The organism is Streptomyces sp. NPDC052020 (assembly GCF_040680575.1).
Classification (GTDB): domain Bacteria; phylum Actinomycetota; class Actinomycetes; order Streptomycetales; family Streptomycetaceae; genus Streptomyces.
This window is the reverse complement of the sequence record NZ_JBFAWY010000035.1, coordinates 1-16,137: the sequence shown is the minus strand read 5'-3', so window position 1 is coordinate 16,137 and position 16,137 is coordinate 1. Positions and strand designations below refer to the sequence as shown.

Below are 16,137 nucleotides of genomic sequence, written 5' to 3'. Positions count from 1 at the left end.
GCGCGGCGGGCCCCGCCTAACGTCTCCTTCCGGCAGCGCACCCCGGACCGCGGCACACGGCGGTGGCGGAGCGCGAAGGCTGCCGCACGGCACCAACGGACTGTGCGCTACGCACGCTTTACAGCCGTAAGGCGAGCTGCGCGATCTGATCCCGGGCGGGTGATGCCGGGCGGGGACCAGCCGCGGGCGGCCCGGGGGAGGTCCGCGGCGGGGCCTGCGGGGAGACGGAGGGGGCCGTCTCCCCGCAGGCCGGGTGCCCTGGCCGGGCGGGCGCGTTCAGGAGTCCTCGTCCGCTCGGTTCGTGCGGGACCGCTCTTCGAGGACTCGGAGGAGGGCCGAGGCGACGAGGGCGACGACGCGGTCGTCGTCATGGGCGAGTCGGCGCAGGATCTCCGGTCCGGAGGTTCCCGCGAGCTCGACCAGCGCCTGGATGAGGCGGATCCGCGTCGCGGAGTCCGCGGTGGGCGCGGCGAGTTCGCCGGCCAGGGCGGTCGTGATCCGGTCCGCGCGCTCGGGGTCCTGGGACAGCGTGCCCAGAACCTCCGCCGCGTCCACGTCGTGGGAGCCCTCGACCACCATGCCGACGAGTGTGGGCACGGCCGCGGCCACGCCCTGCCTGCCCAGAGCCAGAGCGGCGTGCCCGCGCACCGTCGGGTCCGGGTCCCCGAGGGCGTCCCCGAGCACCGCGACCGCCCCCGGAGCCTCGGGCATCTCGGCGATCGCCAGCACCGCGCGGCGCCGGATGCCGGCGTCCTCCGAGCGCAGGCCGGCGGCCAGTGCCGCCACGCCGTCGCCGCCCGACCGGGCGAGTGCCCAGCGCAGGGCGCCCGCGACGTGTGGGTCGGATTCGGCCAGGACCGCCCCGGCCAGCAGCTCGGCGGGAACCGACTCGCCCTCCGGGCGTGCCAGGACGGCCTGCTGCCTGCGCGCGGCGCTGGTCGAGTCGAGTTCCCGCATGAGTTCGACGGTGCGCAGGACGTCCTGCCAGTCGCCGGGCGCCGACGCGTCGATCGCGCGGAGCCGCTCAAGCAGCTCCTGTTCCCGCGCCAGGCGGTCCTCCGTCCACCGGATGAGGTCGCCGACCAAGGCGGACGGCGTGAAGGCCGGGTCCTCCAGCGCGCGTCCGATCTGCTGGAGCGAGAGCCCGAGCGACCGCAGGCTCTCCACATGGAAGATCCTGCGGACGTCGTCGGCGGAGTACTCGCGGTAACCGCCCGCGGTGCGGCCCGTCGGCCGCACCAGCCCCAGGGCGTCATAGTGCCGGAGCATCCGGGTGCTCACCCCGGAGTGGCGGGCCACCTCGCCGATCAGCAATCCGCGGCCTCCGATTCCTCCGCGGCCTTGGCGGTCCGCGCCGACGCGGCCGCTGCGGCGGCAGCGGCGACTCGTTCCGGGCCGAGTGTGACCACGCGCTTCGCCTCTTCGACGGCCGCGTCGAAACCGGTCTCCGGGTGCTGCCGGAGCAGCTCGGTGGCCCGGGCGTGCGCGGCCACCTCCGGGTCGGGACTCTCCGCGGCTCTCTCCAGGGCGGGCTTGATCACGCCGCCGAGGCCGGCCAAGGCGCGGCTCAGGCTCAGCCGCACGTCGCGGTCACCCCGGCCGAGCTGCGGAACCAGATCGTCGACCAGGTCCTTCTTCTCCGCCTCGGGCACGAGGACGACCGCGACGCGCCACGCGGTCCGCGCGACATCGTCGTCGGGGTCTCGCAGCATGTCGCGGGTGAGCCAGGCCCAGGCGCTCTTGTCGCCGATCTTGGAGAGGGTGTGCAGCGCCTGGCTGCGGGCCTGGCCGCGCGCGGAGCCGAGCTCCTGGCGGATCCGGGGCAGAGTGATCTCCGGCGGGAGGCGGGTCAGCGCCCAGGACAGCATGTCTCGTACGTAGAAGTCCGGCTCGACCGCGCACCGCTCGACGAGTGTCTCCAAGAACGCGGGGTCGGCGTTCGAGCCGGCCGCCAGAGCCGCCTGGAGCCGGACCGAGGGTTCCTTGGCGCGCAGGGCGTCGGCCACGCGGGTGTCCTGCGGGGCTGCGTTGGTCGTGTCGATGGGGACCACCTCCTGGGCCCAAGTGGAAACCCTGTCACTGTGACAAGGTCAAGCCCATGACCGGCGAATCGGGAAATGCGCAGGTCATGGGCTCCGCCTGGGCGCACCGACGGCGGCGGCCGGCCGCGGGTCGGTCGGCACGGCGATGACGGTGGGGTGACAGACGCCCCCTGTGACAGATGCCCCCTACCGTCGTGAAGCGGGGCGATGCGTGTCCCACCGGGGCGGGAAGGTCGACGTCCCATCGATCCATCCTCCTCCACGTCGGTGCGCCCCGCAGAGCAGGTGAACCCTCATGAGCAGCACCTTTCCCGGCACCGCCGCTCCGCCCCGCGTCGTCGGGCAGGAGATGCCCGGCGAGCCGGCGGACTCCCCCCGCACTCCAGGAGACCCGACCGCGGACTCCCCCCGCGCTCCAGGAGACCCGACCGTATGTCCGGACCTCACCTCCGCATTCCACCGGACGCCGAGCGCCCTCCGGGGCCGCCCACCGACCGACGCGAGGAGTGCGCCCGCGACCCGCTAGGCTCCCCGGGGTGCCGCTGCCGAGCGGGCCTTCATCGAGGCACGGATCGGCATGCCGTCCGGTCGCGGCGGCGCGCCGCCGGCCGTCCTGCGCTCTACGATGGGTGATGGCAGTGAGGAGCGACATCCCGGTCTCGGGAACGCCCCGGCAGGACAGCAGATGAATCCCTCTTCCTCCCTCCCGCCTCCGCTCGCCCACCTACAACTGCTCGGTCAGTTCCGCCTGGAGTTCCACGGCGAGCACGTCGAGGTCTGTGGAAACGCACAACGGCTCCTGGCCCTCGTCGGCCTCCGGCGACGGGCCGCCCGCTCCGTGGTCGCGGGAACCCTCTGGCCGGACGCGACCGAGGCACACGCGCGCGGGAGCCTCCGCACGGCCCTGTGGAAACTGCCGCGGAACGATCACGCGTTGGTCCAGTGCACCCCGGAGACGATCGCCATCGCCGACAGTGTGCGGGTGGACGCCCACGCCCTCGCGGAATCCGCGCTGGACGTCCTGCACGCTCGCGAGCGCTTCGACAACGACCGGTCGCTGCTCGGACTCATGAACCGCGGGGATCTCCTCCCCGGCTGGGACGACGACTGGGTCGTCCCGGAACGGGAATGGCTGCGCCAGCTGCGCCTGCACGCCCTCGACCTGCTCTCCGAGCGGCTGGCGCGGCAGGGGCTGCCCGCCCTCGCCCTGGAGGCGGCACTGGCGAGCATCCGCATCGAGCCACTGCGCGAGAGTGCCCACCGGGCGGCGGTCTCCGCTCATCTCGCCGAGGGAAACCTGAACGAGGCCCTCCGGCATTATCACGCCTTCCGGCACCTGGTGCGCGCCGAGCTCGGTGTCGAACCGTCCGTGCGGTTCACGCGGATGATCGCCGAGGCACCGCGATGACGGCGGGGTGACGGACCGGTCCGACCCTCGAAGACGGGCGGTACTCGTCCGGAAGGGAGACCGGTGGTGAACGCGCCTGTGTATGCCCGGAGCAACCGGATCGTCGAGCTGATGGAGCAACCAGCGGAGCGGCGTGACGCCGACTGGACGCGGGACGCGGCGCAGCAGGCGATCCTGCTGGAACTCGCCACGCTTCCCCCGTATCTGTGCGGCATGTGGTCGATCGACGGCGCGAGCGCGGGCGGCTCCGTCTTCGACACTCTGCACGCGATCGTCTTCGACGAGATGTCGCACCTCGGTCTGGCGTGCAACCTGCTCACCACGATCGGCGGGACTCCCGTGCTCGCCGACGAGAGGGTGGTGCCGACGTACCCGGGTCCACTGCCGGGAGGGGTGCGGCCCGACCTCTCGGTCTTCCTCAGCGGGCTGACACCGGAGGCCGCGGACATGTACTCCCGCATCGAGGAGCCGGAACACCCGGTGGCGGGACCCGCGGCGGCGCACACGTCGATCGGGGCCTTCTACACCGCGCTCCTGGAAGCGTTCCGCGCGCACCCGGAGCGGATCACCGGTGCCCGGCAGCTCATCAGGGAGATGCCCGCTCACGGTGAGGGGAACGACCTCGTGGCCCTCACCACGCTCAGCGCCGTCGAGTCGGCGATCGACGTGATCAGGGAGCAGGGCGAGGGCACCTCGGCGTCACCCGAGAACCCGCACCCGGGGGCGCGGGGAGAGCTCGCCCATTACTACGCCTTCCGGGAGATCTACCACCAACGCAAACTGAGGAAGAACCCCGATACGGGAGAGTGGGAGTTCACGGGAGCGACGCTCCCGATGCCTGAGGTCCTGCCCATGGGGACCGTGCCCCGGGGCGGCTGGCCCCGGACGGGGCCTTCCGCCCCCGACCATGAGACGAGGAAACTCCTTGACGAGTTCAACCACGTCTACAGCACGGTGCTGCGCTCGCTGGAACGAGCATGGCGGCAGGATCTCCCTGCCGAGGCGGAGCGGCTGCTGGACGACGCGGTGGTGCGGATGTTCTCCCTGCGGGGTCCCGCCCGGCAACTGATGGGCCGCGCGCTCCCCGACGGCAGCGGCAAGACCTACGGGCCGGAGTTCCGCTACACGGCTCCCTGACGGATTCGTGCCTGTCCGGCGCCCGACGCGCATCCCGCGGACCCTCCGCACCCGCGCACGCCGGGCGTCCCCGCCGTCCCGGTGGAATACGGCATCCCTTCGGTGCCCCGGGAGGCCGTGACCGCGCCCCGCGCCGAGACCGGGATGAGCGTCGGACCGCGTACCGACCCCCCATCCGCCCGGCGGGAGCCCTCTGCGGTCCGCGGGCGGGGAACGGCGACAGTCCGATGAACGGCCCCCACAGCATCCGCCGGCCGACCCCGAGCAGCCGCAGGTCGAAGGCGTGGGCTGGGCCGACGAGCAGTGCGACGCCGAGGATGTGCGCGCTCTCCAGCGACGAGTAGACCAGGGGCGTCGTGCGGACCACCTCGCCCGGGGCGGACCGTTCCAGCCAGAAGAAGAAGTCGTTCACGTGATCAGGCCCTGTTGCCGCGACGCGCCACGTAGCACCCGCCGCCGGCGAAGAGGAGCAGAACGGCACCGCCGGTCACCAGCCAGACGATCGCGTCGGAGGAGTCCTCGGATCCGGACGCCGCGGTGCGCGCCGCAGCCTCGTCGTCCGCCCCCGGCTGCTCCTCCGGCGCCGCCGCGCCACCCTCCTCGGGCGCGCCGGTCCCGGGAGCCACCGGCAGGGGCACGGACCGCTGGCGCACCGCCTGCCCGTCTTCCAGGACGATCAGCTCGGGGCGCGGCTCGTCATCGTGCTCCCGGTCCAGGTATCCGACGACCTCCAGCTTCTCCCCCTCCTCCACCTCGCCTTCCATTCCCCAGGCCGACAGCCGCTCGACGGGGGCGAGGAACAGGGTCAGTTCGTCACTGGTCCCGGAGTAGGAGCGGGTCGCCTCCATCACCTGGCGCCCGCCGATGTCCTCCAGGTCCGAGGGGATCTCACGGTCGGCCCAGCCGTCCGGCACCCGCTTCTCCTCGACGCGCAGCGTCACCTCGGGGTGCGGATTGCCCCACCGCACGCCCGTCACGGTGCCGGATGCGTAGTAGGCCGCGGTCGTGTCGCAGTGCTCCCAGCCGTGGTGCGCGATCGCCGGCCCGGCCGGCACCAGGGCGAGGGCGAGTCCGGCAACGGTCATGGCCGAAGCGGAAACGGAGGATCGAAGTCGCATGCGGCACAGTGTCGTTGGCGGACCGATCCGCACCGTTGATTGTTCGTCGGATTCAGTCTCTGTGATCTTGAACAGATGCGCTGCGTCGTGGTACTGGCGGAGGAGCTCCACTTCGGCCGCACGGCCCGCCGTCTGGGCCTCCAGCAGCCGACCCTCAGCCAGCACGTACGAAAGCTCGAGGACGAGTTAGGCGTCACACTGTTCGACCGCACCACCCGTGAGGTCAGCATCACGGCGGCGGGCGAAGGCTTCGTCACCGAGGCGCGCCGTGCCCTCCACCATGTCGAGAGAGCGCGGCTGACCGCGAGGCAGACGGGCCGCGGCGATCTGGGCGAGCTGTCCCTGGGCTTCGTCGGCTCGGCCGTACCCGAGCTGATCCCACCATCGGGTCCGGCGGGGGACGGCTCTCCCGGGTCAGACGTCGTTGCCGGGCCAGCCCAGCAGGCGGGCCCCGATCACCGCGGTCTGCAGGGTGTAGCGGTGGACGGGGTCGGCCGGGTTGTTGCCGGTGAGTTTGTGGATGCGTTCCAGGCGGTAGGTCAGGGCGCGCACGCTCAGGCGCAGGCGGCGTGCCGCCTCGGCTGCGATGCATCCGGAGTCGAAGTAGGTGGTGAGGGTGTCGAGGAGGGGCTGGGCTCCACCGCGTGCGGCCTGGAGCGGGCCCAGGGCGCTGCGTACGAGGTCGGCCATGGCCTGCCGGTCGCGGGTGAGGACCGGGTAGACGAGCAGGTCCGCGGAGTGCAGCACGGGTTCCTCCAGCTCCAGGCGGTCCGCCAGGTCGAGGGCGTTCAGGGCCTCCTCGTAGGAGTGGACGACCCCGCCGGCGCCGGGATGGGCGCGGCCGAGGGCGACGCGGCCGCCGTCGGTTGCCGCGTGCGCCTGCTTGGCGAAGAACGCGAGCACGTCGCCCTGGTCACCGGGTGCGATGCAGACCAGACGGCCGTCCTTGGTGGTGAGCAGTATGCGGCGCTCGCCGAAGCGGGCGACCAGGGCGCTCTCCACCTGGCGGGTTGCCGGGTGGGTGTCGTCGACCGGGGTGGCGCCGTGGGCGACGGCGACCGCGTGGGCGCGGGAGAAGAGCAGGCCGAAGCGTTCGGCGCGCTCGGCCAGGCGTCCCAGGTCGCTGCGGCCGTAGAGCAGGTCGTCGATGAACTCCCGCCGCGCGGCCTCTTCCTGTCGTACGGCGAGTTTCTGGGACCGTTCGTATCCTTCGGCGAAGGCGTCCACCGCCTGCTCGACGGCGGCGAGCACACGGTCGGCCCCTGCGGGCGACAGGGCAGGCGCGAGCTCGCGGGCCGCGGCCAGATGCCGACGGACGAGATGACGCAGTCCCAGCCCGGCTTCCGCGGCGCGTTCTCCCCGGGCGCGCAGGGACTCCAGCTCGTTGCGGGTGAGGCGGCGGCCCGTGGCACAGACGCCGGCCAGGATGTCGGCGTAGCCCTCCAGGTATTCGTCGGATATGGCCGACCGCGTCACGCGTCCTCCTCGATGGTGATGTTCCGCCGACGTTTCCCGGGCACAGCGGAACAGGGTGACAGATGGCCGGCCCGGCCCGCTTCGCACCTCATCGGATTCCGCCCGCTGACGGCCTGCCTCACCGGCTGCCGGGAAGGGCGGCGCCGTCTGCGGCACCGGTCCCGGGGCGGGCCCGCGCGGCTCGATGCCGCGCGGGCCCCTGGTGCCGACTGCCTGCCCTCAGCCGATCTGGATCTTTCCGTTGGCCTCGGCGGCCGACGTGTCCGCGGGTTGGACGTCACCGTTGCGCCGGGTGACGCCCCTCAGCAACTCGGCGAGGTCGACTCCGGTGGTGGAGCCGAGGAGTTCCATACCCTGGGCGACGTTGTCGGCGACGGCGCGCGACAGCCGGCTCGCCCCGTCGGTGGAGATGACGGTCATCTTGTCGACGGCGCTGAGCGGTTCGGACGCCTTGGCGACGACCTGCGGCAGAACCTCGACGAGCATCTGCAACACGGCCGCGTCGCCGTACTGGGCGAACGCGTCGGCCTTCTTCCGCATCGCCTCGGCCTCGGCCGTGCCCCTGGCGCTGATCGCGGCGGCCTCCGCGTCGCCCTCCAGCCTGACCGCCTCCGCGATGGCCGCACGCCGGGACCGCTCGGCCTCGCCCTGCTTCAGTCCCTCGACGGCCTCCGCCTCGGCCAGCGCGGACCTGCGCTGCTTCTCGCCCTCACCCGTGAGCCGGGACCGCTCGGCCTCCGCCTGCGCGGCGGCGATCTCCGCCAGCCGCTCGGCCTCGGCCTGCTTGACCCGGGCGACCCGCTTGGCCTCGGCCTCCTGCTCGGCGGCGTACCGCTGGGCGTCGGCCGGCTTGCGCACCTGGGTGTCGAGCTGGCGGTCGGTCAGCGCGGCCTGCCGCTCGGCGACCTTTTCCTGCTCGGTGAGGATCTCCTGCTGCCGGGCGGCCTCGGCCAGCGGACCGGCGGCGTTGGCGCGGGCGGCTGCCTGGTCGGTCTCGGCCTTGATCTCGGCCTGCCTCAGGTAGAGGGTCCGCTGGGCGACCGCGATCTCCTCCTCGGCCTTCAGCCGTGCCTGCTCGGCGGCCCGCCGAGCCTCCGCCTCCGCGATGTCGGCCTCCTGCTTGGCGCGGGCGGCTTCCGGACGGCCGAGGTCCTCCAGGTAGGAGCCCTCGGTGGTGATGTCCTGGATCTGGAAGGCGTCCAGCACCAGGCCCTGCCCTGACAGGCTGGCCTCGGCCTCCTCGGCGACCTGCCCGGCGAACGCGGCCCGGTCACGGATGATGTCCTCCACCGCCATCCTGCCCACGATCGCCCTGAGTGCGCCGGAGAGCACCTCCTGGGTGAAGCCGACGATGCCGTCCTGCTGCATGAGAAACCGCTGGGCGGCGGCCCGGATGGCGTCCTCGGTGCCGCCTACCTTGACGATGGCGACGCCCTCCAGGTTGGCCTTCACCCCCCGCAGGGTGACCGCGCCGCGCACCGCGACCGGGATGTGCCGGGAGGACAGGTCGAGGGTGAACTTCTGCTGCACGAACGGCACGACGAACACACCGCCGCCGACCACGACCTTCTGCCCGCTGTTGTCGGTGAAGACCCGGCCGGTCTCCGGGTCGGTGGCCTTCTTCCCACGCCGACCGGTGACGATGAACGCCTCACTGGGACCGGCCACCTTGTACCGGCTGACGACGACCAGCGCGATCAGCACGAGGAGTACGACGACTCCTCCCACCGCGATGACGACAGAACTCATGATGTTGTCCCCTCAGCCCTCCCTCAGGACGGCAGTCGACGAAGGATATGTGTGGGTGAACCGGCACCACGGAAGTGGTGCCGGAAGCAAGCCGGTGGCTTCGGGGTCAGCGTTCGACGGGGCGGACGGACACCGCCGACTGCGACAACGCCTGCTCGACCCAGACCTCGGCTCCCCGGGCCACGGCGAACGGGCTCTTCGCCGCGAGCTTCACCGGCTGCCCGGCCCGGCGCACCAGCACCTCGCCGTAGCCGTCGGCCGGGATGGCGGTCACCACCAGGGCGGACACGCCGATCAGGTCGGCGTCACACGGAGCGGCTCCAGAGGAATCACGCATCAGAGCCCGGCTGAAGCGGTAGGCGAACCAGCCGGTGAGGACACCGGCCGGCACCCCGGCCACGGTGGCCCCCGCCGCGCCCAGCCCGGTCGTCCCCAGGACGATCGCCCCGGAGAGACCGAGCATGGACAGGAACCCGGCGATCACCGGCAGCGACAGCAACCCGTCCAGCACGCCGCCCACGACCGGGATCCCGTCGAGCAGCCCCTCCAGCACGCCGTCGAGAACGAGCGACAGGGCAAGGAGGACGACTCCCGCAATGCCGAGCCCCAGAAACCAGGCCATCCGCGCACACCCCTCTCCTTGCCCTCCCCCGCTGGTGGACGCATCGTCACACGTGGACGCCGGGAGGGACATTGCCCGATCCCGGCAATCTTTACGCGGTTTTAATGCCGCACCCCGCACACTCGGGCGGCCGGCGGCCGAGGTCCCTGCCGGTGCTCTGTGACACCGGGCCAGGAACCTGTACCGTCCCCAGCGGTGTGCCGGGAAGTCTGGTCGGCGATCTTGACGGAAGAAGGCGGAGAGCTTCGCCGAACGGGGGTCCCGACGTGGTGCTCATGACGGTCTTCAGAATGGTCCTGGGGGGAGCGCACGCCTCAGCGCGGATACTCCCCCGCCTGATCCGGGGGTGCCGTACAGCATGATCACCTTCCCTCAGCCCGCGCGTGGCGTGCCGGGTCCGGGGCACATGATCGTGTGCGGGGACGACGCGCTCGCCGAGCGACTGGCCGCCGAGCTCGCCACGGTCTACCGGGAGCAGGTCACTCTCGTCGTACCGCCTTCCCGGCGGCCCGACGCCACCACCGGAGGGGCCCTCACCGCCGCGCTGCACGGCTGGATACAGGCCGCCATGAACCGCACCGAGGGCCCGGCCGGCACCAGGGCTCCCGGCACGGTCCGCGTCCTTGACGCCGTCGTACTCGACGAGGCCGCCCTGTCCGAGATGGGCGTGCGCGAGGCCGCCGCCCTGGCGCTCGTGCATGACGACGACGAGACCAACATCCACGCCGCGCTGGCCGCCCGCCGCCTCAACCCCCGGCTGCGCCTGGTCATCCGGCTCTACAACCGCAAGCTCGGACAGCACCTGGAAGAGCTACTCGACCAAGCCGCCGCCCTGGCCGTCCCCGGCCTCGATCCGGAAGTCCTGGACACCTCCACCACCGTCCTGTCCGACGCGGACACCGCGGCACCCGCCCTCGCCGCCACCGCCGTGGCGGGCACCAGCAAGGTCGTCCAGGCCGGCGGACTGCTGCTTCGTGCCGTGGAACGCACTCCGCCCGGCCACGGCCGGATCGCCGCTCCCGGCCTGTGCACCCTCGCCGTGCTGTCGTCTACCACCAACGACCCGGCGGGAGCCGAAGGTTCGGACGCCAGCGGCCGGGAGGCACCGATTCTGCTCCCGGACGACGACACGGTCACCGCCGCCACCGGGCGCGGCACCGTGGTCCTCGAAACCGTCACGCACACCGCCTCCGGTATCGCACCACGACGCCTGGCGCGGCGCGGACTGCCGCTGGGCTCCCTGTTCTCACGCCGGCTGCGCTGGTCGCTGGCCGGTCTCCTGGCTTGCGTCCTGGGCGTGGCCGTCGCGACCTGGCTGACCACCGGCGAGCACCCGCTGCACGCCGCCTACCTCACCCTGCTCGACCTCTTCGCGATCGGCGACCCGGCGCTCGACGAGCCCACCGCACGGCAGGTGCTCCAACTCCTCGCCGGCCTGGCCGGCCTGCTGCTCCTGCCCGTTCTGCTGGCGGCCGTCCTGGAGGCACTCGGTACGTTCCGCACCGCCTCCGCGTTGCGCCGGCCGCCCCGCGGCCTGTCCGGCCACGTCGTCCTGCTCGGCCTCGGCAAGGTCGGCACCCGGGTACTGGCCCGGCTCCGAGAACTCGATATCCCCGTCGTGTGCCTGGAAGAGGACCCGGAAGCACGAGGCATTCCGCTCGCCCGCCGCCTGCGCGTCCCGACCGTCCTCGGGGACGCCACCCAGGAGGGCGTACTGGAGGCCGCCAAGATCCACCGCGCGCACTCCCTGCTGGCCCTCACCAGCCACGACATCACCAACCTGGAAGCCGCCCTCTACGCGCGCTCCGTCAGACCGGACCTGCGGGTGGCCCTGCGCCTGTACGATGACGCCTTCGCCACCGCCGTCTACCGAACCCTGCGCGCCGCCCACCCACGCGCCCTCACCCGCAGTCGCAGCGTCTCCAGCCTCTCGGCGCCCGCCTTCGCCGGAGCCATGATGGGCCGCCAGGTTCTCGGCGCCATACCCGTCGAACGCCGCGTGCTGCTTTTCGCCGCCCTCAATATCGCCGGGCACCGGCAGCTGGATGGGCGCACCATCGCCGAGTCCTTCCGCCCGGGCAAGTGGCGCGTTCTGGCGCTGGACACGGCTGAACCGGACGAACGGCTGCCGGACCTCGCCGCCACACCGGCGAACCACGGCGTCGAGCGTCCCGGCGGACTCGTATGGGACCTGCACCCCGGCTACGTCCTGCGGCCCGAAGACCGAGTGGTACTCGCCGCGACGCGCCAGGGCCTGGCCGAACTCCTCGGCCGACAGCCGTGACCGGGGACACGAACCACTGACGCCCAACCCAGCGGGGCAACGACCGTCGCGATGCGCCGGGCTGCTCCTTCACACCTTGTCGTCGGCATACGACTCACGGGGCGTACACGGAGCCGGCCCCGCTTGCCCCGTACCGGCGAAGCCCGTCGACCAGCGGCCGAAGGTGCGTGACATCGTTGCGGTGTCCGCCGGTGTCCCACCCCGCGGCCGATGCCGTGCGCGCCGGTCAGCATGTGTGCTTGGAGCCCGGCCGTGAGCGTCCTGCCCGTGTCCTGCGCATCCCGTGCGCGCGACCTCGGATGCCTTGATCCGGAGCGCCCGGGCCCACCGTGATCAGCCGTGCGCGTCGGCGCACGGTACGGCCGTCCGCGTGGCCCGTTTCGGGAGTAGGCTGAAATCACCGAGGGTATTTCGTGCACCGGCTTCCGGGCCGGTGTCGTTTTCGGCGATCGAATATGCCGGGCCGGCCGCGGCCGGCCCGGGGCAGGGCTCGCGTCATGACTGAGACCTTTCACCGCCCGTCGGCAGCCGAAGCCGGCGACCGGTTCCTCCCGTCCTCTCTTCGGTTGTCGCTTGCTCCCGCCGGCCCCGCGCCCGCACTGCTGGACGGCGCCTGGTGGCCCCGCTCCCGCGATCTGGCGGCGGAACTCCCCGTCCCGACTGCCGTACTGGATCCCCGGTGGGGGCGGATCACCCGGGTCACGGTCAATCCCACTCACTGGCCGGTCGTACCGCGCGAGGTGTCCGTCGCCGGGCGTGTGGTGAAGGCGGGCTGGTTCCTGTCCGCGCGGGACCCGCACGAGTTGCTGCTCCTCTCGTACCGCACGGGCCGCTGGAACCTCCTGGTGGTCCCGCCGCGAACGGACCCCGGCGCGGCCGCCCGGCTGACGGCCACCGCGAGCGATCCGCCCGGCACGTCGACCGCGAGCCGGCTGACGGAGGAAGCGGCCCGCCTGCGGGCGGTGGACGAGGCCGACCGGGCCGGGGCGGTATGGGACCCCGAAGGCGGCCCTGAGGCCCCCGATCCGGCCGTACGTCCACGGCTCCCGGCCGTGACCGCCGTGACGCCGACTCTGCCGAGGGGAAGGTGAGGACCGTGGAGACGTTCGTGACCGTGGCTGCGATCCTGGCAGTGATCGCCCTCGGGGCGTTCCTCATCCACCGCCTCAACTCGCAGCACGGCGACCGCGTCACCGCCTTCCACTACGGCCGCTCCGGGGCACCCGTCCAGGGGCCGGCCCCGTCGGCTCCGCGCAAGGCCCGCGGCCGTCACCACGGCGGACACCGGTGGCTCCGGCACCGCACCCCTAAGGCACCCGGCTGAGCCCGGGTGCCCGTCTGCCCGCTGTTCCGGGATGTGGCTCGGTGAGGAAGGACCCTGAAGGAGGGCGATTCGATGCCGTGGTTCGTGTGGCTGCTCGCCGCCGCGGCGCTGGGCGCCGCGGAGTTCTTCACGCTGACGCTGGTCTTCGGGTTGCTGGCGGGTGCCGCGCTGGTCGCCGCCGTGGTCGCCGGTGCCGGCATCGGTCTCCTCGGCCAGCTCGTGGCCCTCGGAGCGGCAGCGGCGGCGGGCCTTCTCGTCGTCCGTCCTGTCGCGCTGCGGCACATGGCACAACAGCCCCTCGTCCGTGAGGGCAGTGACGCGCTGATCGGCAGGCGGGCCGAGGTCGTGCAGGAGGTCACGGGGACCCGCGGCCTGGTCAAGCTCTCCGGCGAGGAGTGGTCCGCGCGGGCCCTCGACGAGAGCCTGGTGATCCCGGTGGGAGCGCTGGTGGACGTCATGGACATCGAAGGCGCCACCGCCATCGTCCACCCCCGGGAACTCCTTCCGTGAACGACTGAACACAGGCAGCAACGGAGGCGCTGTGGACCCGGTTGTCATCCCCATCCTCGTGGCGGCCCTCGTGGTCGTCTTCCTCGTGGCCGCCACCGTGCGGATCGTCCCGCAGGCGCGCCGGTACAACATCGAGCGGTTCGGCCGGTACCGCCGGACGCTGCAGCCCGGCCTGAATCTGGTCCTGCCCGTGGCGGACCGCGTCAACACCAAACTCGACGTCCGCGAGCAGGTCTACTCGTCCGACCCCAGGCCGGTGATCACCGAGGACAACCTCGTGGTGAACATCGACACCGTGCTCTACTACCAGATCACGGACCCGCGGGCGGCGGCCTACGAGGTCGCCGACTACCTCCAGGCGATCGACCAGCTCACCGTGACCACGCTGCGCAACGTCATCGGCAGCATGGACCTGGAGGAGACCCTCACCTCGCGTGAGGAGATCAACTCCCGGCTCCGCGCGGTCCTCGACGACGCCACCGGCAAGTGGGGCATCCGGGTCAACCGCGTCGAGATCAAGGCCATCGATCCACCGCACACCATCAAGGAAGCGATGGAGAAGCAGATGCGGGCCGAGCGTGACAAGCGCGCGGCCATCCTGCACGCCGAAGGGGAGCGGCAAGCCAAGATCCTCACCGCGGAAGGCACGAAACAGAAGGACATCCTGGAAGCCCAGGGCACGCAGCAGGCCATGATCCTGCGGGCGGACGGCGAGTCCAAGGCGGTGGAACTCGTCTTCCAGGCCGTCCACCGCAACAACGCCGACCCGAAGGTCCTGGCCTACAAGTACCTGGAGACACTCCCGCACCTGGCAGGCAGCGACAACAACACGTTCTGGGTGATCCCGGGCGAGCTGACCGAGGCGGTGCGGACCGTCACCCGCGCGTTCGGTGACGACTCGGCAGCAGGCCCAGCCGAGTCCGTGCAGACCGGGGAAGCCGCCACCGCCGACGATGGCGACACGCCGGACGCTCCCCGAATGGCGCAGCTCGACGCGGGCTCGACGGTTCCCCTCGACGCCGCCACGGCTGCCGGAGAGGCCGAGAAGGAGGCCGCCGCCGCGGTGAACGACGCCAAGGCGGAGGCCGAGGCCGCGAAGTCTCCCCAGGTGCGCCGGGGGCGGACGTCCGGCGACTGAGCCCTCCCGACGGCCGTCCCGCTCCGCTTCGAGCCCCAGGCCGGTGCCCCGGGGCTGGCGCAGTGCCGAGGCGTATCCGCTGGTGCCCCCGTACGTGGCACGGCGAGGAGACCGACCCTGGGCCCCCCACGGACGAACCACCCTGGTGCTCCCGCCAAGGACGGGGCCAGCGGTGAGACCGGCCCGCGAAAGCCGTCGGCGCCCCGGACTATTCCCGGTAGCGCGGTGGGTGCGTCATTGCCGCCAGGTCCAGTCAGTGATCGTGGCCGGGTCGACGCCGGTGCGGCGCAGTTCTCTGCGGAGCTCGTCGCGGTGGCGGACGTACCGCTCCGCGAGGTCGCCGGTGGCTGCCGGGCGCCCTCGCAGATGGCCCAGCGCGGTGACGGCCAAGTCGTGCCGCGAAGTGCCGTTGCTGATCAGCAGGTCGTACGGCGTGGTGGTGGTGCCTTCCTCGATGTAGCCGCGAACGTGGAAGCGGCCAGGGTCGGGGCGACCGTGCAGCAGTTGGTGGACGGCCGACGGGTAGCCGTGGAAGTTCAGCACGACCGGTGTGTGCCGGCCGAACAGGTCGGTGAAGTCCGCCTCGTGCAAACCGTGCGGGTGTCGCTCCGGCGTGGCGAGCGCACACAGGTCGACGATGTTGACGACGCGGATGCGCGCGTCCGGCAGGTCGCGGCGCAGCATGTCGGCCGCAGCCAGCGTCTCGACTGTGGGAATGCCGCCCGCACAGGCGAGGACGATCTCGGGGTCCTCCCCGTCGTGGGTGGACGCCCAGCGCCACACCGACGCGCCGGCCGCGCAGTGGCGGCGGGCGTCGTCCAGTCCCAGCCACTGGGCCGCGGGCTGTTTTCCCGCTACGACCACGTTGATCCTGCCGGTTTCGTCCAGCAGCCGTTCCATGGTGACCAGCAGGGTGTTGGCGTCCGGTGGGAGGTAGACGCCGGTAACGGTGTTCTTCTTGGTGAGCAGGTTGTTGATGAACCCTGGGCCCTGGTGGCTGTAACCATTGTGCTCTTGGCGCCAGCCCTCGCTGGTGAGCAGATAGGTCAGGCTGCTGACCGGAGCCCGCCACGGCACCTCGCGGGACATCTTCAGCCATTTGCCGTACTGGTTGAGCATGCTATCGACAATGGAGGCGAACGCCTCATAGGTGGGGAACAGGCCGTGCCGCCCGGTCTGCAGGTAACCCTGAAGCCAGCCCTGGCAGTTGTGCTCAGACAGGATCTCCATGATGCGGCCGTCTGGGGCGAGGTCCTCGGCGTACTGCTCGACCGGCCAGGCGTAGGCCCGCTTGCCGGCAGCGAGGACGGCGTCGAGTTTGTTGGAGGC

General features: G+C 72.0%; 13 protein-coding genes and 2 pseudogenes. 8 read left to right on the top strand and 7 right to left on the bottom strand.

Annotated features, from left to right (window positions below; genetic code table 11):
- Nucleotides 1–276: 276 nt before the first annotated feature.
- Both AB0L74_RS27970 and AB0L74_RS27965 read right to left on the bottom strand, forming a co-directional pair.
- Nucleotides 277–1,314 carry a MerR family transcriptional regulator gene (locus AB0L74_RS27970; protein WP_365658103.1) on the bottom strand — a complete coding sequence of 346 codons (1,038 nt, stop codon included), beginning with the start codon at nt 1,312–1,314 and terminating at the stop codon, nt 277–279.
- A complete protein-coding gene (locus AB0L74_RS27965) occupies nt 1,308–2,042 on the bottom strand; it encodes a HEAT repeat domain-containing protein (RefSeq protein WP_365658234.1) in 735 nt (244 codons plus the stop codon). The genes AB0L74_RS27970 and AB0L74_RS27965 overlap by 7 nt, the downstream gene beginning before the upstream one ends.
- Before the next feature lie 685 nt (nt 2,043–2,727).
- On the opposite strand from AB0L74_RS27965, the gene AB0L74_RS27960 reads away from it, so the two are divergent.
- Together AB0L74_RS27960 and AB0L74_RS27955 are read left to right on the top strand one after the other, a co-directional pair.
- Complete coding sequence (locus AB0L74_RS27960) at nt 2,728–3,450, top strand: BTAD domain-containing putative transcriptional regulator (RefSeq protein WP_365658100.1); 723 nt, start codon at nt 2,728–2,730, stop codon at nt 3,448–3,450.
- Between the two features lie 66 nt (nt 3,451–3,516).
- The gene (locus tag AB0L74_RS27955; RefSeq protein WP_365658097.1) at nt 3,517–4,587 is read left to right on the top strand and encodes a ferritin-like protein; all 1,071 of its coding nucleotides are present in this window, start codon (nt 3,517–3,519) and stop codon (nt 4,585–4,587) included.
- A 416-nt stretch (nt 4,588–5,003) separates the two neighbouring features.
- Here the strand turns inward: AB0L74_RS27955 and AB0L74_RS27950 are convergent, their stop codons facing one another.
- A complete protein-coding gene (locus AB0L74_RS27950; protein ID WP_365658094.1) occupies nt 5,004–5,672 on the bottom strand; it encodes a hypothetical protein in 669 nt (222 codons plus the stop codon).
- A gap of 108 nt (nt 5,673–5,780) precedes the next feature.
- On the opposite strand from AB0L74_RS27950, the pseudogene AB0L74_RS27945 reads away from it, so the two are divergent.
- A pseudogene (locus AB0L74_RS27945) lies at nt 5,781–5,939 on the top strand (LysR family transcriptional regulator); the annotation flags it as partial.
- A 180-nt stretch (nt 5,940–6,119) separates the two neighbouring features.
- On the opposite strand, the gene AB0L74_RS27940 reads toward AB0L74_RS27945, so the two are convergent.
- The 3 genes from AB0L74_RS27940 to AB0L74_RS27930 all read right to left on the bottom strand — a co-directional run bounded on the left by AB0L74_RS27940 (nt 6,120) and on the right by AB0L74_RS27930 (nt 9,552).
- Nucleotides 6,120–7,181 carry a helix-turn-helix domain-containing protein gene (locus tag AB0L74_RS27940; protein WP_365658091.1) on the bottom strand — a complete coding sequence of 354 codons (1,062 nt, stop codon included), beginning with the start codon at nt 7,179–7,181 and terminating at the stop codon, nt 6,120–6,122.
- A gap of 219 nt (nt 7,182–7,400) precedes the next feature.
- Nucleotides 7,401–8,930 carry an SPFH domain-containing protein gene (locus AB0L74_RS27935; protein ID WP_365658088.1) on the bottom strand — a complete coding sequence of 510 codons (1,530 nt, stop codon included), beginning with the start codon at nt 8,928–8,930 and terminating at the stop codon, nt 7,401–7,403.
- A 106-nt stretch (nt 8,931–9,036) separates the two neighbouring features.
- Nucleotides 9,037–9,552: a hypothetical protein gene (locus tag AB0L74_RS27930; protein WP_365658085.1), complete on the bottom strand. Its 516-nt coding sequence runs from the start codon at nt 9,550–9,552 to the stop codon at nt 9,037–9,039.
- A 358-nt stretch (nt 9,553–9,910) separates the two neighbouring features.
- Between AB0L74_RS27930 and AB0L74_RS27925 the strand changes: the two genes are divergently transcribed.
- The 5 genes from AB0L74_RS27925 (at nt 9,911) to AB0L74_RS27905 (ending at nt 14,808) form a co-directional block, all read left to right on the top strand.
- A complete protein-coding gene (locus AB0L74_RS27925) occupies nt 9,911–11,836 on the top strand; it encodes an NAD-binding protein (protein ID WP_365658082.1) in 1,926 nt (641 codons plus the stop codon).
- A 497-nt stretch (nt 11,837–12,333) separates the two neighbouring features.
- A complete protein-coding gene (locus AB0L74_RS27920) occupies nt 12,334–12,927 on the top strand; it encodes a DUF5994 family protein (RefSeq protein WP_365658079.1) in 594 nt (197 codons plus the stop codon).
- A 5-nt stretch (nt 12,928–12,932) separates the two neighbouring features.
- Nucleotides 12,933–13,160 carry a hypothetical protein gene (locus AB0L74_RS27915; RefSeq protein ID WP_365658077.1) on the top strand — a complete coding sequence of 76 codons (228 nt, stop codon included), beginning with the start codon at nt 12,933–12,935 and terminating at the stop codon, nt 13,158–13,160.
- A 72-nt stretch (nt 13,161–13,232) separates the two neighbouring features.
- Nucleotides 13,233–13,670, top strand: coding sequence for an NfeD family protein (locus AB0L74_RS27910; RefSeq protein ID WP_365658074.1), 438 nt, complete (start codon nt 13,233–13,235; stop codon nt 13,668–13,670).
- Nucleotides 13,671–13,701: 31 nt separating this feature from the next.
- Complete coding sequence (locus AB0L74_RS27905; RefSeq protein WP_365658071.1) at nt 13,702–14,808, top strand: SPFH domain-containing protein; 1,107 nt, start codon at nt 13,702–13,704, stop codon at nt 14,806–14,808.
- Between the two features lie 234 nt (nt 14,809–15,042).
- Here AB0L74_RS27905 and AB0L74_RS27900 read toward each other — a convergent pair.
- Nucleotides 15,043–16,137, bottom strand: a pseudogene (locus tag AB0L74_RS27900) (phosphoketolase); the annotation flags it as partial.

Bases quoted from the DNA above. Each gene is read 5' to 3' on its own strand.
- AB0L74_RS27910 (WP_365658074.1), top strand. From the start codon at position 13,233: ATGCCGTGGTTCGTGTGGCTGCTCGCCGCCGCGGCGCTGGGCGCCGCG.
- AB0L74_RS27925 (WP_365658082.1), top strand. From the start codon at position 9,911: ATGATCACCTTCCCTCAGCCCGCGCGTGGCGTGCCGGGTCCGGGGCAC.
- AB0L74_RS27930 (WP_365658085.1), bottom strand. From the start codon at position 9,552: ATGGCCTGGTTTCTGGGGCTCGGCATTGCGGGAGTCGTCCTCCTTGCC.
- AB0L74_RS27935 (WP_365658088.1), bottom strand. From the start codon at position 8,930: ATGAGTTCTGTCGTCATCGCGGTGGGAGGAGTCGTCGTACTCCTCGTG.
- AB0L74_RS27920 (WP_365658079.1), top strand. From the start codon at position 12,334: ATGACTGAGACCTTTCACCGCCCGTCGGCAGCCGAAGCCGGCGACCGG.
- AB0L74_RS27960 (WP_365658100.1), top strand. From the start codon at position 2,728: ATGAATCCCTCTTCCTCCCTCCCGCCTCCGCTCGCCCACCTACAACTG.
- AB0L74_RS27950 (WP_365658094.1), bottom strand. From the start codon at position 5,672: ATGACCGTTGCCGGACTCGCCCTCGCCCTGGTGCCGGCCGGGCCGGCG.